Raw genomic sequence first — 13,148 nt, forward strand, 5'->3', positions numbered from 1 at the left:
TCGACCGGCGCGCTGTTGAAAGGATCGCACCCGACGCGTCGGAAGTCGCACCTGCGGAGGCGGATCCATGGAGTACACGCGGCTGGGGCGCACCGGTCTGACCGTGAGCCGGATCGGGCTCGGCTGCATGAGCTACGGCGATCCGGCAGGCGGTCTGCACCGGTGGACCCTGGACGAGGACGCGGCAGCCCCGTTCTTCCGGCAGGCCGCCGAGCTGGGCATCACCTTCTGGGACACCGCGAACGTCTACCAGGGCGGCAGCTCGGAGGCGTTCGTCGGGCGGGCGATCAACAGGTTCTCCCGCCGCGAGGACATCGTGCTGGCCACCAAGGTCAGCGGCAGGATGCACGACGGCCCCGGTGGCAGCGGCCTGTCCCGGAAGGCCGTCCTGGAACAGGTCGACGGCTCCCTGCGGCGGCTGGGCACCGACTACATCGACGTCTACTACATCCACCGCTTCGACCCGGCCACACCGGTCGAGGAGACCATGGCGACCCTGGACGTCCTGGTCAAGGCGGGCAAGGTGCGCTACCTGGGCGCGTCGTCGATGTGGGCCTGGCAGTTCGCGAAGCTGCAGCACGCCGCGGAGCTCAACGGGTGGACCACGTTCTCGGCCATGCAGGACCAGTACAATGTGCTCAGGCGGGAAGAGGAGCGCGACATGATCCCGATGTGCCTGGACCAGGGCGTCGGGCTGACTCCGTACTCGCCGCTGGCCAAGGGCCGCGCGGCCCGCCCCTGGGGCGCGCAGACGGCCCGCGGCTCCGCCGACGACGTCGCCAGAGCCTTCGACCGCGACGTCGACGAGCCGGTCGTCCGCGCCGTTCAGGCCGTGGCCGAGGCCCGCGGGGTGCCGATGGCTCAGGTCGCCCTCGCCTGGCTGCTGTCCAAACCCGTGGTGTCCTGCCCGATCGTCGGCGCGACGAAGGCCGATCACCTCGCCGACGCGGTCGCGGCGCTGGAGCTGTCGTTGACCGACGCCGAGATCGCCGCGCTGGAAAGGGATTACGCGCCGCAGGACAACTACTGGTGGTGAACCGCGGCCTCAGCCGGCGAGGTCGTCGCCCAGGGCCGTGCGCTGGTAGCGGACGGCCTGCCCGGTGCGTATCCCGGTCACCAGTCCCGCTTCCCGCAGGACGGCCAGGTGGCCGCCGACCGTGCCCAGGCTGAGGCCGAGCTGCCGGACGAGCTGCGTGGTGGTCGCCGGCACGGCCAGCGCCCGCAGCACGTCCGCGCGGTGCGCTCCGACCAGCCGGCCCAGGGCCTGCGGAGCGGCCGCGCCCGGCGGCGGGCCGAGCAGGTCGGCGACGCCGCGGGCCGGGTAGACCAGGGCGTACGGCCAGGGCGGCTCGACGTAGCTGATCAGCGTGCCGAACACGGTGGGCATCAGCAGCAGCCCTTTACCGCCGAGCCGGTATCGCTCCCGTTGCGAGCGCGGGCCGGTGCGCACCTGGATGGTGCCCGAGGGCCCGGCGGAGTGCCAGCTCACCCGGGGGTCGAGGTCGGCCAGCGCGGCCGCCCACCCGTACATGGCCAGGTGCCCGGCGCGGCGTACGAGGTCGCGTTCGAGCACCGTGCGCAGCCGTGGCCAGTCGGGCTCGACGAGGGCGTGCCAGGTGGCCTCGATCGCGTCGGACAGCCGGTCGAGCACGTCGGGGCCGTCGAGGATGCGCTGGACGTACCGCGGTGGGGTGCGCAGTCCCGCGAGGTTGCGGGCGAGTTCGGCGTGTACGCGGCGCAGCGGCGTGGCCCGCACGACGGCCAGCTCGGCGGCGAAGTCGTCGCCGGTCCCGGTCGGCGGCGGGTGGATGAAGTCCGCGTTGTACGCGCCGCGCCGGAACAGGGCCGTCAACGCCCCGACGGCGGGCACCGCCCGGCGCAGTTCCTCGTACCGTGGGCCGATCCGGTCGGCCCACGGCCGTAGCGGGCCGGCCGCCTGGACCCCGGCCGCCACCCGCAGGGCCTGCACGGCCTCGCCGAGCGGAGAGATCGCGTACCGGGTGCGCGCGACGTCGGCCGGGCTCACCTCGATGACCAGCATGTTTCGCCTCCACGCGAAAGCTTAGCCAGGCGCGCCCCACCGGCCCGAAGTTGTCCGGCATGACGACCGCCGACACCGCCGCCACCTACCGCGAGGTCTTCGCGGTGCGCCAGTTCCGGGTGCTGTTCACCGGCTACGCGCTGTTCCTCACCGGCGAATCGGTCAAGATGCTCGCGCTGTCCGTGACCGTCTACGCCGGCACCGGTTCGCCGCTGCTGGCCGCGCTGGCCTACGTCGCCGGCTTCCTGCCGTACGCGCTGGGCGGCACCCTGCTGCTGGCCTACGCCGACCGCTGGCCGCCACGCCCGGTGATCGTCGGCTACGACCTGCTCCGGGCGGCCGTCGCGGCGATCCTCGCGGCCGGCCCGCTCGGCCCCACCGCGATGCTGCTGCTCGTGTTCGTCGCGGCGGTGCCCGGCGCCGTCGCGTCGGCGGCCCGGACCACGCTGCTGCCCGACCTGCTCGAAGGCGACCGCTACGTGCTCGGCCGGTCCGTGTTCTCCATGGCGGCCGGTGGCACGCAGGTGATCGGGTTCGCCGCCGGCGGCCTGCTGATCTCGGCGCTGGGCACGCACGGCGCACTCTGGATCACCGTGGGCGGCTGCCTGCTGTCCGCCGCGCTGACCCGCGCCCGCCTGGCCGACCACCCGAGCCGCAGCACGCCGTCCGGTGCCGCCGTCGCCGCCACCTGGCGGGTCAACCGCGACCTGCTCGGCCGGCCCGCGGTCAGGTCGCTGCTGCTCGCGCAGTGGCTGCCGCCATCGCTGATCGTCGGTGCGGAAGGAGTCCTGGTGCCGTACGCCGACCAGGTGGGCACACCCGCGTCGGCGGGTGTGCTGTTCACCGCCGTCGCGCTGGGCATGCTCGCCGGTGATCTCGTGATCGGCCGACTGGTCGCCCCCGCACGCCGGGAGCGGCTGGCCGGGCTGCTCGCCCTGCTGCTGGGCACGCCGCTGCTGGTCTTCGTGCTGGCTCCGGGGCCGGTGGCCGCGGCGGGGCTGCTGGCCGCGTCCGGCTTCGGCGTCGCGTACCAGCTGGGATTGGCCCGCAGGTTCCTCGACGCGGTGCCGCGGGCGCACCGCGGCCAGGCGTTCGGCCTGGCGGCGACCGGGACGATGACGCTGCAGGGCGCGGCCGCGGCGGCCGGCGGCGCGCTGGCCGAGGTCCTCGCACCGAGCCTGGTCGTGACGCTGGCCGGCGCCGCCTCGGCACTGGCCGCGCTGCTCGCCTGGCGCACCCTGCGCGAGGTGAAAGGCTGAGCGCCGGACGGCCGTCCCGCCATCGCCGGACGCGGGGGCCGCCGATGACCCGTCGACTGCCCGGCCGGTGGATGGTGTCGACGTGGGTCGATGGCCCTATCCGGCCGGACGAGGCGGCCCCTCCGTCGCATCCCCTAGGCTGCAAAAGATCGGCAGACATCGAAGTCGTGGCCGTGCGGGTTCATCCGACCACGAGGGGTGCCGAGTGCCCTTTCCGGTGACCATCGACGGTGGCGACATCGTGCTGCGGGAGCTGTCCGAGCAGGACCTGCCGGCGCTGACACGGCTCTACACCGACCCCGAGCTGACCCAGTTCATGGGCTTCGACAGGCTGGCGGCCGACGAGGTGCCCGAGGCGCTGGACGCGCACCTGGCCGCGGCCCGCCGCACACCCCGCACCCAGTACACCCTGGCCATCACCGTCGACGGCTCACCCGACCTGGTCGGGGTGGTCCGGCTGCTGGTGGAGGAGTACGGGCGCAACGCGATGCTCGGCGGCCTCATCGTGATCCCCGAGTCGCCGGGCGTCGGCCGGGGCGTGACCGCCTCCCGCCTGCTCATGGCGTACGGCTTCGGCCCGCTGGCCCTGCACCGCATCTGGGGCGGCAGGCGCATCGACTACCTGCGCATGCACGAGCGGATGACCCGCCTCGGCCTGGTCCAGGAGGGGTTCATGCGGGAGCTGTTCCACACCCACGGCGTCTGGCACGACGTCGTCAGCTACTCCGTGCTCGCCCACGAGTGGAAGCCGGACGGGCCTGAGGTGTCCATCATGGAGTCGCCCGTCCCGGCGGCACTGTCGGCGTCCGGCCCGGCCGGGCTCGTGTGGAAGGAGGACCGGTGAGCATCCCGGAACTGCTGGCCGAACGGGAACGCGAAGGCGACGTGCTCGCCTGGCGTCCCGAACTGTTCCGGCCGGCCGGCGAGGACGACCGGCGGCGGTTCGAGCAACTGCTGGTCTCCGGGCGGGTGCGCGAGGTCTGCGACACCTTCGACGAGCAGGTGACCGACCTGGTCGCCGCGCTGCACCCGCCGCTGAAGGGCGATCGCGACCAGCTTGCGCGGCTGTCCGCCGAGCACCTGGGCGGTGTCGAGCCGTGGCAGGCCGGCACGTGGGCGTTCTACCCGTGGTCGGGACGGCTCGTGCACCTGCTGGATCGCGACGACTTCCGGCTGCTGCGCACCGACCGCAACCGCGGCAAGATCAGCCGGGAGCAGCAGCGCATGCTCGCTGGGCGGCGGATCGGCGTCATCGGGTTGTCGGTCGGCAACAGCGCGGCGCTGACCCTGGCCACGGAGGGGATCGCGACCGCGTTCACGCTGGCGGACTTCGACACCCTGGCCCTGTCCAACCTCAACCGGTTGCGCGCCGGGGTGCACGAACTCGGCGTGAACAAGACCGTCATCGCGGCCCGGCAGCTGTACGAACTCGACCCGTACCTCGAGGTGGACGTCTACCCCGACGGCCTGCACGACAACAACATCAAGCGCTTCTTCCTCGGCGGCGGCGGCCCGATCGACCTGCTGGTCGAGGAGTGCGACGAGCCGCGCATCAAGCTCGCCGCCCGGGAATGGGCGCGCACCTGCCGCATCCCGGTCCTGATGGACACGAACGATCGGGGCATGCTCGACATCGAGCGCTTCGACCTGGAGCCCGACCGGCCGCTGCTGCACGGCGTCCTCGGCGGGATCGGGTCGGCGGACCTGGCCGACCTCAGCCGCGCCGAGGTGATCGACAGCGTGCTCAAGATGATCGGCGAGATCAGCCCGAAGCTGGCCGCGTCGATCCCGCGCATCGGCGTCGACCTGAGCAGTTGGCCGCAGCTGGCCTCCGGTGTCAGCCTGGGCGGGGCGCTGGTCGCCGACGTCGCCCGGCGCGTGCTGCTGGGCGAGCTGCGCGAGTCGGGCCGTTTCTACGTCGACCTGGATCTGCTGATCCGCGACGGTGCCGGCGCGGACGGGCCTGGTGTCTCAGTTCTCGGGGACGAACGCCGCCGCGATCTCGGATCGCACCCGCCAGCCGAGTGAGCGGTACAGGTGCCGTCCGTCGTCGGTGGCGACGAGCAGGCCGGTGCTCATCCCGTTGCGTGCGGCGTGGTCGCTCAGCGTCCGCATGACGGCGGTGCCGAGGCCTCGGCGCTGGTGTGCCGGCGCGGTCTCCACCTGGTCGATGATGCCGAACTCGCCGGCCGGGGCCAGGCGTCCGGAAGCCGCCGTCGCGCCTGCGCCGTCGAGGACGGTCGCCACGACGACGTCACCGGCGGTCGCGACCCTGATCTCGTAGGGCGTCCCGGTGTCGACGGCATCCGCGGCGAACGGGACACTCATCAGGTAGCCGGTGTCGTCCATGGTCCAGCCTGCCGAAAGGGCACGACGCAGGTCGGCGCCGCGGCCACTGACCTTGATCCAGGTTCCGGGCGCGGCGACCTGCCGGTCGAGGGCCGCCAACATCTCGACATCCCAGGTGTGCAGCACGTACCGCACGCGGTGACCGCGCAGACCCACGTCGGCCCGGAAGCCGCCCGGGAGGATGACGGGGCGGGGTACGCCGCGGGAGCCGGCCCAGCCGAGACCCCAGGCCATCATCAGATCGGGCAGAGCGGTGGGGTCGCCGCTGACAGGTGCGGGCACGGTTCTTGTCTCGTACGAAGACGTATCGGGCTCGTTCATCACCACAGACCTTATTGCAAACCACTGGCAATAAGGTCGCCGGGGTGGGTCAGCGGCCGGGTGTGTTCGCGAGCCGGGTCAGCGACGACTTCATGGCCGCCACGAACCGGTCCCGGACCGTGGGACTGATCCGGTCGAGTGACAGGTAGGGGTTGAGGTCCTCCAGTTCGACGAGCAGCAGAGCCCCGTCCCTGGTGCGGCAGGCGTCGACGCGCTGGATGCCGTGGCGCACGTCGTTCCAGTCGACGAAACGCTGCGCGAAGGCCAGGTCGTCGTCGGTGGGCTCGTAGGGTTCGAGGACCCAGCGCTGGTCCGGGTGCGGCGCGTACAGGGCGTACTGGAAGGCGCGGCCGACGAAGTAGAACGACACCTCGTACCGGAAGTCGATGCGCGGCTGCACCAGCAGGTCGGTGTAGTCGAGCCGGGCGAGGTCGGCGCGCGGCACGAAGGTCAGCCCGACGGAGTCCGCGCCGAACTTCGGTTTGGCCACGTACGTCGCGGTGTCGGGCAGGCGGTCGAGGTCGGCGGCCCGGTCGACGGTCGGGATCACCGGGTGGCCGGCCGCGAACAGGTCGAGCAGGTACTGCTTGCCGGCCATGTCGCCCTTGCCGGTGAGCTCGGTGAACACCCGGACACCGGCGTCGGCGGCCGCGGCCCGGAACGCGTCGTGTTCGGCCCGGTAGTACAGGACCGGGCCGCTGTTGCGGACGACGACCACGTCGAAGCCGCCCATCAGGGCGCGGGCGTCGAGGGGATGGCAGACCGCCAGGTCGAAGTCCTCCCGCAGCCGGGAGGTGAGGTAGATGTCCTCGTCGCAGTACCGGCGGCCGCGGGCCTGGTAGGCCAGGTCGCTGACGTACAGGACGCGGAGCCGGGCAGATGTCACCGGCAACTCCTCACACGCTAGAGCGCTTCGCCGCGGATGTGATCATTACATGCGCGGGCGGCGTCGGACCAGCAGCCTGGTGTCGGGACGCCACACCGGGTGAGACAGGGGGCAGGACGTGGACCGAGGCACCCGAGACGAGTTGCTGGTCCGCCTGGCGGAGGCGGTCGGGTCCGTCACCGTCGCGCACCCGACGCGGGTCGCCGTCGACGGACCGCCCGCCGCCGGCAAGACCACCCTCGCCGACGAACTGGCCGCCCTCCTGCGCACCCGGGGCCGCGACGTCATCCGCGCGACGATCGACGACTTCGTCTTCCCCCGGGCCCAGCGCTATCCGCGCGGCGAGTACTCGGCCGAAGGCTGCTACTTCGACGCCCACGACCACGCCGCGCTGAACCGGGTGCTGCTCGATCCGCTCGGCCCGGCCGGAGACCGACGCTGCCAGACCGCGGTCTACGACCACGCCGCCGACACCGTGCTGTCCCCGCCGGTCACGACCGTCCCCGCCGACGCCGTACTCGTCTTCGACGGCGTCTTCCTCATGCGCCCGGAACTCATCGACCGGTGGGACCTGCGCATCTTCGTCTCGACCGCCCTCGACAGGACCGTGGAGCGTGCCTTGATCCGCGAGCGCGGGGTGTCCTCTCCCGCCGCGGTCGAACGGCGCTGGCGCGAGCGTTACCTCCCCGCCCAGCAGCTCTACTTCGCCACGGCCCGCCCGACCGACCACGTCGACATCATCGTGCACAACGACGAGCCCCAGCGGCCGGCCTGGCAGACCCGAACACGCTGACCGCACCCCACCGGACAGATCCAGCCGTCCCTGCGGATCAGTCGTCGTCGGGGATGACCTCGGCGACGGGCTCGTCACCGGTGCAGGTGACGACGACCCGCAGCTCGGTCTTGCCCTTCTTGAACTTGATCCGGGCCCGGTCGGCCGGACCCGGTTCCGGGTCGTCGGCGCGGTAGCCCGGGGCCGGGCTCCACGAGGCGAGCGTCACCGCACCGCCCGCGCAGGAGGCATGGACCACACCACCGGGGGTGGTCAGCGAGCGGATCCCGGCCGGCCGGGCGGTCGGCGATCCGGCGGAGACCGCGGGGGCCGGTGTCGCGTCCGGGCGGCCGGCCGGCTCCTCGGCGAGCAGCCGGTCGACGTCGGCGGAGCTGAGCACCGGGTTGTGGCCGGACCCGCCGAGCAGGCCCGCGCCGATGGCGTCCACGCCCGCCACCGCGACCGCGGCGGTGGCCACCGCCGCCACCAGCCATCCGGCCGCCATCACCACCGTGCTTCTGCGCATGGACCCACTATGCCCGCGCGATGGTTAACGCGCGGCTAAGGGGCGGCTATGGTCCGGCCCGCGATGGGGCCGCCGGGCCCTGCTCGGATACCGTCTGGCCATGGCCAAGGTGGTGATCGTGGAAGACGATCCGACGATTCGTACGACCGCGATCCGGGCGCTGACCGAGCGCGGGCACGCCGTGGCGTCGGCGGCGACCGCCATGGACGGCCTGCGCACCGTCGTCGCGGAGCGGCCCGACGTCGTCCTGCTGGACCTGGGCCTGCCCGACCTCGACGGCCGGGAGGTGCTGCGGATGCTGCGCGCGATCGACTCCGTGCCGATCATCGTGGTGACCGCCCGCAGCGACGAGGCCGAGATCGTCCGCGCGCTCGACGCCGGAGCCGACGACTACGTGGTCAAACCGTTCGGCGCGGCACAGCTGGACGCCCGCATCCGGGCCGTGCTGCGCCGCACCGAGCAGCGCCTCGCCGCCGACAGCGCCGTCGTCGTCGGCGAGCTGCGGGTCGACCCGGCCGCCCGGCAGGCGGTCCTGGCCGGCGCGGTGCTGGACCTCACCCCGCGCGAGTTCGACCTGCTGCACTACCTCGCCGCGCGGGCGGGCACCGTGGTCAGCAAGCGCGACCTGCTCACCGACGTGTGGCGGCTGCCCTACTCCGGCGGCGACAAGACCGTCGACGTGCACCTGTCCTGGCTGCGCCGCAAGCTCGGCGAGACCGCCCAGGAACCCCGCTACCTGCACTCCGTCCGGCGGGTCGGGGTCCGCCTCAGCGCACCCGAGCACCTCGGATGAGAAGGCGCCTCGCCCTGCTCGTCGCCGCGGCGATGGCCCTGGTGCTCACCGCGTTCCTGCTGCCACTGGCCCTGCTCATCCAGACCGTCGCGGCCGAACGCGCCGTCGGCGCGGCGACCACCGAGGCACAGGCGCTCGTGCCGGTCATCGCCGCCGGCGACCACCGGGCCCTGGAACTGGCGGTGCAGGAGGCGACCGGACGTTCCGGGCAGCCGTTCACCGTGTACCTGCCCGACGGGGGTGTGCTCGGCACGCCCGCGCCACGCACCAACGGCGTACGCCTGGCCGCGCTGGGCAACAGCGTCACCGTCGCCCGCGACGACGGCCGCGAGATCCTCATCGCGGTGGGACTGGCACAGGGCACCACCGTCATCCGCACCCTGGTCCCGACGGCCGAACTGCGCCACGGCGTACCCCAGGCGTGGTTGATCCTGGCCCTGCTCGGCGTCGTGCTGCTCGGCGCGGGCATCGCCGTCGCCGACCGGCTGGCCCGCACCGTCGTCGGTGAGATCACCGGCCTGGCCGAGGTCTCCCACCGGCTCGCCGACGGCGCCCTGGACGCCCGCGCCGACGTCACCGGGCCGCCCGAGGTCCGCGCGGTCGCCGGCGCGCTGAACCACCTCGCCGGGCGCATCCAGCACCTGGTCCGGGCCGAGCGGGAGGCTGTCGCCGACCTGTCGCACCGGCTGCGCACCCCGCTGACGGCGCTGCGCCTGGAAGCCGAGGCGCTGGCCGACCCGCAGGAGGCCCAGCGCATCGGGGACCAGGTCGCGGCCGTCAACCAGGCCGTCACCGACCTCATCGACGGGGCCCGCCGACGCGGCAGCGGACCGGCGTCCTGCGACGCCGCCGAGGTCGTCGCCGAGCGGGTCGCGTTCTGGCAGGTGCTCGCCGAGGACGAGCAGCGGGCACTGGCCGTCGAGTCGGCCGCGGGTCCGCTGCCCGTCGGTGTCGGCCGCGCCGACCTGAGCGCCTGCCTGGACGCGCTGCTCGGCAACGTCTTCAGCCACACCCCGCCCGGCACCGCGTTCACGGTGCGGCTGACCGCCCGGCCGGGTGGCGCGGTGCTGACCGTCGCCGACGAGGGACCGGGGTTCCGGGGCGGCGACCCCACCCGCCGCGGTGCCAGCGGAGCCGGATCCAGCGGACTGGGCCTCGACATCGCCCGGCAGACCGCCGAGGCCTGCGGTGGGCGGCTGACCGTCGGCGACGCCACGCCGCGCGGCGCGCTGGTCACCGTGGAACTCGGCGCGGCGTCGGTCTTAGCCGCACGTTAGGGCGGGCGTAGCGCGCCGCTATCGCACCGATCGGCACTCTGACTCGCAGACCGAGCGAAGGAGTCCCCATCATGCGCAGAGCACTGGTAATCGGCATCGGCACGGCCGCGATCGCGGTCGCCGCCGCGACCGCCGTGGCGGCGGCGTCCGACGGCCCCGGCGGCGTGAACCGGCCGAGCCCGTCGCCGTCCGCCGTCGTGTCACCGTCGGCCGCACGGTCGGCCTCGGTCACGCCGTCGGCCGCGCCCAAGCTGTCCAGGTCGGCAGCTTCCTCCCCGCGCCCGAGCGCGTCAGACGACCACGGCGGCCGCGGCAGGGGAACCGACGACGGTCCTGGTGACGATGACGGCGGCGACCGTCGCGGAAAGGGCTCCGACGACTGAGCCGGCCATTCGCGGGGGCGGTCCGGCGGCGTGCCCGGTGCGCCGCAGGACCGCTTCCGCAACCGGCGGTATCGGCCACCGCAGCGCCCCGTGAGCCCGCATGGATGCCGCCCTGCGAGGCTGAGAAGGTGGTTCGCTCCTCGGCCCGCCGGATTCAGCCGGACCCGGCTCGGCTCCAGTCGTCGGTGCCACCCAGTCGCGCGGTCAGCCAGAGTCCCGGGTCGTCGGCCTCCGCGTCGAAGCGGTCGAATGTCGGGTCCCACAAGGACAGGAACACGAGCCGCCACGGCAGCCGATAACGATGGGTGAAGGTGGCGACGTCGGGCTGCTCGATGGTGAGTTGTCGCCTCCGCAGGCTGCCGCGGTGGCGGACCGTCGCTCCGGGACCTATCTCCACCTGCCGATCACCGATGCGGAGAGTCCTCTGTCCACCGGACTGGCGAAACTCCGCGGGCAGCTCACCGAGCTGTCCAACCCGAACGATGGTGTCCGGATCCCCTGTGGTTTCGTTTCCCGACACGCCGTCCCCTTCCCGAACACGTGTCAGCGTATTCCGGCACCATCGCGTCAGTGGGCCCCAAGGTCCTGGTGAGCGCTCAGGTTCGCAGCGTCCGTACCGCGGAGGACGACATCGTTGCCAGCTCCGGCCGGGTGGGCACGAACACCGTCGTCACTCCCAGGGCTTCATTCGTCGCTGCGAGTTCGTGTTCGCGCTGGTAGTCAGTGGAGTTCCGGACGCCGCGAACGATGACACCGCATCCATGGTCCCGGCAGTACTCCACGGTCAGCCCATGCCAGGCGGCCACCGAGACGTTCTCCCAGTCCGCAGGAAGCAGCCGCTGAACCTCCGTCGCCCGCGCGGCAGCGGTCTGGGACGGCCGTTTGTCGGCATTGACGGCGACCAGCACGGTGACGTGATCGAACATTCGGCGTGACCGGTCGACCACGTCGAAGTGACCTGGTGTGAAGGGGTCGAAGGTCCCGGGATAGACCGCTCGAGTCGAGTCGACCCCGTCGGCAGGAGCATGCGGCATCGCGCCAGACTACGGCCTGTTTCACGACGCGTCGGATTGAGGAGACAGCCTTCCGGGCGTCCCGCGCCCGGCTGTGGCCAAGGGAGTCATAGTGTCTAGAACGTGAACAGGGAAGTGATAGCGTTCCTGCGCCGCAAGCTGGAGCAAGACGAACACGACGTCGTCGCACTTCAGGCTCTCGCTCCGCCTGGCGTGCGGGTCACCTTGACCAGCACCATGCCCATGATCGACATGGTCCGCTCGGTCGTCGACCGCTACGCCGAGGTCGAACACCTGGACACGCCGGATGCCGCGAACGGGGGCGACGCGTTCGAGGTCGGCCGAGCCGTCGGCCTCGGGACGGCTGTCAGGAGCCTCGCCTTGATCTACCGCGCGGACCTCTACTTCGGCGACAGGTGGAACCCGAACGACTAACTCCGGCTTACCGCCGGCGCCTGGCGTGTGATGCGAGGCGTGGTTCGAACTTGATTGACGGGATGATCGGGCGGGTTCTACCGTCGCGCGATGCGCCCCGGAGAGATCGTCGTCGCCGTCGAGCAGGTACGCGCCCTGATCGACGAGCAGTTCCCCGAGTGGTCGGACCTGCCGATCGTGGCGCAGCCGCTGAACGGCACCGACAACGCGCTGTTCCGGGTGGGTGATCGTCTGACGGCTCGGCTGCCGCGGGCGCAGTGGGCGGTCGACCAGGTGGCGACCGATACGAGCTGGCTGCCGCGGCTGGCGCCGCACCTGCCGGTGGCGGTGCCGGTGCCGATCGCGGCCGGCCGGCCGGGCGGCGACTATCCGTGGCCGTGGACGGTCGTCCCGTGGCTGGCCGGGCGCAATCCGCGAGCCGGGCAGGACCACGTCGAACTAGCCGTCGACCTGGCCGGATTCGTGCGCGCGATGATCGCGATCGAGCCGATGGACGGGCCGGTCAAGGACGGGATCCAGCGCGGTGTCCCGCTGGCGCGCCGGGACGAGGTGACCCGCTGGTCGATCGCGGCGCTGGGGGACCGGATCGACGGGCGAGCGGTGACCGCGGCCTGGGACGAGGCGATGGCGGCCGACGAGTGGCCCGGGCCGCCGGTGTGGCTGCACGGTGATCTCCTGGAGGGCAACCTGCTGGTCGACGGGGGCAGGCTCACCGGGGTGATCGACTTCGGTGGGCTCGGTCGCGGTGATCCGGCGGTCGAGGTGCTGCCGGGTTGGAGCCTGTTCGATGCCCGCGCGCGGGCCGCCTACCGGGAGGCGCTCGGGTTCGACGACGCGACGTGGGTACGCGGGTGGGCCTGGCCGCTGTCGGGCACGCTGTACTGGCTGGCAGACCTGTGGGACACGATCAGCGGGCAGGATCGCGAGGAAGCGATCCGCTACATCGGCTACATCGTGCGCCACCGTCACGGCTGACCGTGCGGCGTCGACAGCCCGGCCGTGATCGTCGCGGCCGGGCTGTCGACGCCGATCACCTATCGGTTCACAGCGGTCCGATCCGCCGCTGCCGGCACGCCATACGGCGTCCCAGTCC

At 72.6% G+C, this 13,148-nt stretch carries 16 protein-coding genes; 10 read left to right on the forward strand and 6 right to left on the reverse strand.

Going from position 1 to position 13,148, the window contains the following annotated elements; all coding sequences use genetic code 11:
• Positions 1-67: 67 nt before the first annotated feature.
• Positions 68-1,036: an aldo/keto reductase gene (locus Cco03nite_RS03495; protein WP_203688446.1), complete on the forward strand. Its 969-nt coding sequence runs from the start codon at positions 68-70 to the stop codon at positions 1,034-1,036.
• A 9-nt stretch (positions 1,037-1,045) separates the two neighbouring features.
• On the opposite strand, the gene Cco03nite_RS03500 is transcribed toward Cco03nite_RS03495, so the two are convergent.
• Positions 1,046-2,038, reverse strand: a complete 993-nt coding sequence (locus tag Cco03nite_RS03500; protein WP_203688501.1) for an ArsR/SmtB family transcription factor — start codon at positions 2,036-2,038, stop codon at positions 1,046-1,048.
• Positions 2,039-2,100: 62 nt separating this feature from the next.
• Here Cco03nite_RS03500 and Cco03nite_RS03505 point away from each other — a divergent pair, with 62 nt between their 5' ends.
• From Cco03nite_RS03505 to Cco03nite_RS03515, 3 genes are all read left to right on the forward strand, one after another.
• A complete protein-coding gene (locus Cco03nite_RS03505; RefSeq protein ID WP_203688447.1) occupies positions 2,101-3,300 on the forward strand; it encodes an MFS transporter in 1,200 nt (399 codons plus the stop codon).
• Positions 3,301-3,505: 205 nt separating this feature from the next.
• Entirely contained in the window at positions 3,506-4,144 is a 639-nt protein-coding gene (locus Cco03nite_RS03510) for a GNAT family N-acetyltransferase (RefSeq protein WP_203688448.1), read from the forward strand.
• Positions 4,141-5,328, forward strand: a complete 1,188-nt coding sequence (locus tag Cco03nite_RS03515) for a ThiF family adenylyltransferase (protein ID WP_239167079.1) — start codon at positions 4,141-4,143, stop codon at positions 5,326-5,328. Before Cco03nite_RS03510 ends, Cco03nite_RS03515 begins: the two co-directional genes overlap by 4 nt.
• Here Cco03nite_RS03515 and Cco03nite_RS03520 read toward each other — a convergent pair.
• Positions 5,272-5,970 carry a GNAT family N-acetyltransferase gene (locus tag Cco03nite_RS03520; RefSeq protein WP_203688450.1) on the reverse strand — a complete coding sequence of 233 codons (699 nt, stop codon included), beginning with the start codon at positions 5,968-5,970 and terminating at the stop codon, positions 5,272-5,274. The genes Cco03nite_RS03515 and Cco03nite_RS03520 overlap by 57 nt on opposite strands.
• A gap of 49 nt (positions 5,971-6,019) precedes the next feature.
• Positions 6,020-6,856, reverse strand: coding sequence for an ATP-grasp domain-containing protein (locus Cco03nite_RS03525; protein ID WP_203688451.1), 837 nt, complete (start codon positions 6,854-6,856; stop codon positions 6,020-6,022).
• A 118-nt stretch (positions 6,857-6,974) separates the two neighbouring features.
• Between Cco03nite_RS03525 and Cco03nite_RS03530 the strand changes: the two genes are divergently transcribed.
• Positions 6,975-7,649, forward strand: coding sequence for a nucleoside/nucleotide kinase family protein (locus Cco03nite_RS03530; protein ID WP_203688452.1), 675 nt, complete (start codon positions 6,975-6,977; stop codon positions 7,647-7,649).
• 37 nt (positions 7,650-7,686) lie between these two features.
• On the opposite strand, the gene Cco03nite_RS03535 is transcribed toward Cco03nite_RS03530, so the two are convergent.
• The gene (locus tag Cco03nite_RS03535) at positions 7,687-8,154 is read right to left on the reverse strand and encodes a hypothetical protein (protein ID WP_203688453.1); all 468 of its coding nucleotides are present in this window, start codon (positions 8,152-8,154) and stop codon (positions 7,687-7,689) included.
• Between the two features lie 100 nt (positions 8,155-8,254).
• Between Cco03nite_RS03535 and Cco03nite_RS03540 the strand changes: the two genes are divergently transcribed.
• From Cco03nite_RS03540 to Cco03nite_RS03550, 3 genes are all read left to right on the forward strand, one after another.
• The gene (locus tag Cco03nite_RS03540; protein WP_203688454.1) at positions 8,255-8,947 is read left to right on the forward strand and encodes a response regulator transcription factor; all 693 of its coding nucleotides are present in this window, start codon (positions 8,255-8,257) and stop codon (positions 8,945-8,947) included.
• On the forward strand, positions 8,944-10,224 hold the full coding sequence (locus tag Cco03nite_RS03545; protein WP_203688455.1) for a HAMP domain-containing sensor histidine kinase: 1,281 nt from the start codon (positions 8,944-8,946) through the stop codon (positions 10,222-10,224). The genes Cco03nite_RS03540 and Cco03nite_RS03545 overlap by 4 nt, the downstream gene beginning before the upstream one ends.
• A 71-nt stretch (positions 10,225-10,295) precedes the next feature.
• Positions 10,296-10,607: a hypothetical protein gene (locus Cco03nite_RS03550; RefSeq protein WP_203688456.1), complete on the forward strand. Its 312-nt coding sequence runs from the start codon at positions 10,296-10,298 to the stop codon at positions 10,605-10,607.
• A gap of 154 nt (positions 10,608-10,761) precedes the next feature.
• On the opposite strand, the gene Cco03nite_RS03555 is transcribed toward Cco03nite_RS03550, so the two are convergent.
• Positions 10,762-11,127: a ubiquitin family protein gene (locus Cco03nite_RS03555; protein WP_203688457.1), complete on the reverse strand. Its 366-nt coding sequence runs from the start codon at positions 11,125-11,127 to the stop codon at positions 10,762-10,764.
• Between the two features lie 76 nt (positions 11,128-11,203).
• The gene (gene coaD, locus Cco03nite_RS03560; protein WP_203688458.1) at positions 11,204-11,641 is read right to left on the reverse strand and encodes a pantetheine-phosphate adenylyltransferase; all 438 of its coding nucleotides are present in this window, start codon (positions 11,639-11,641) and stop codon (positions 11,204-11,206) included.
• A 102-nt stretch (positions 11,642-11,743) separates the two neighbouring features.
• On the opposite strand from coaD, the gene Cco03nite_RS03565 reads away from it, so the two are divergent.
• Together Cco03nite_RS03565 and Cco03nite_RS03570 are read left to right on the forward strand one after the other, a co-directional pair.
• Positions 11,744-12,055, forward strand: a complete 312-nt coding sequence (locus Cco03nite_RS03565; RefSeq protein ID WP_203688459.1) for a hypothetical protein — start codon at positions 11,744-11,746, stop codon at positions 12,053-12,055.
• Positions 12,056-12,145: 90 nt separating this feature from the next.
• Positions 12,146-13,030 carry an aminoglycoside phosphotransferase family protein gene (locus Cco03nite_RS03570; protein WP_203688460.1) on the forward strand — a complete coding sequence of 295 codons (885 nt, stop codon included), beginning with the start codon at positions 12,146-12,148 and terminating at the stop codon, positions 13,028-13,030.
• The last annotated feature ends 118 nt before the right edge of the window (positions 13,031-13,148 follow it).

It is taken from the genome of Catellatospora coxensis, assembly GCF_016862635.1.
GTDB classification, from domain to species: domain Bacteria; phylum Actinomycetota; class Actinomycetes; order Mycobacteriales; family Micromonosporaceae; genus Catellatospora; species Catellatospora coxensis.

Coding starts and splice junctions, on each gene's coding strand:
- Cco03nite_RS03495 (WP_203688446.1), top strand. CDS start 68: ATGGAGTACACGCGGCTGGGGCGCACCGGTCTGACCGTGAGCCGGATC.
- Cco03nite_RS03505 (WP_203688447.1), top strand. CDS start 2,101: ATGACGACCGCCGACACCGCCGCCACCTACCGCGAGGTCTTCGCGGTG.
- Cco03nite_RS03520 (WP_203688450.1), bottom strand. CDS start 5,970: ATGAACGAGCCCGATACGTCTTCGTACGAGACAAGAACCGTGCCCGCA.
- Cco03nite_RS03535 (WP_203688453.1), bottom strand. CDS start 8,154: ATGCGCAGAAGCACGGTGGTGATGGCGGCCGGATGGCTGGTGGCGGCG.
- Cco03nite_RS03540 (WP_203688454.1), top strand. CDS start 8,255: ATGGCCAAGGTGGTGATCGTGGAAGACGATCCGACGATTCGTACGACC.
- Cco03nite_RS03545 (WP_203688455.1), top strand. CDS start 8,944: ATGAGAAGGCGCCTCGCCCTGCTCGTCGCCGCGGCGATGGCCCTGGTG.
- Cco03nite_RS03550 (WP_203688456.1), top strand. CDS start 10,296: ATGCGCAGAGCACTGGTAATCGGCATCGGCACGGCCGCGATCGCGGTC.
- coaD (WP_203688458.1), bottom strand. CDS start 11,641: ATGCCGCATGCTCCTGCCGACGGGGTCGACTCGACTCGAGCGGTCTAT.
- Cco03nite_RS03570 (WP_203688460.1), top strand. CDS start 12,146: ATGCGCCCCGGAGAGATCGTCGTCGCCGTCGAGCAGGTACGCGCCCTG.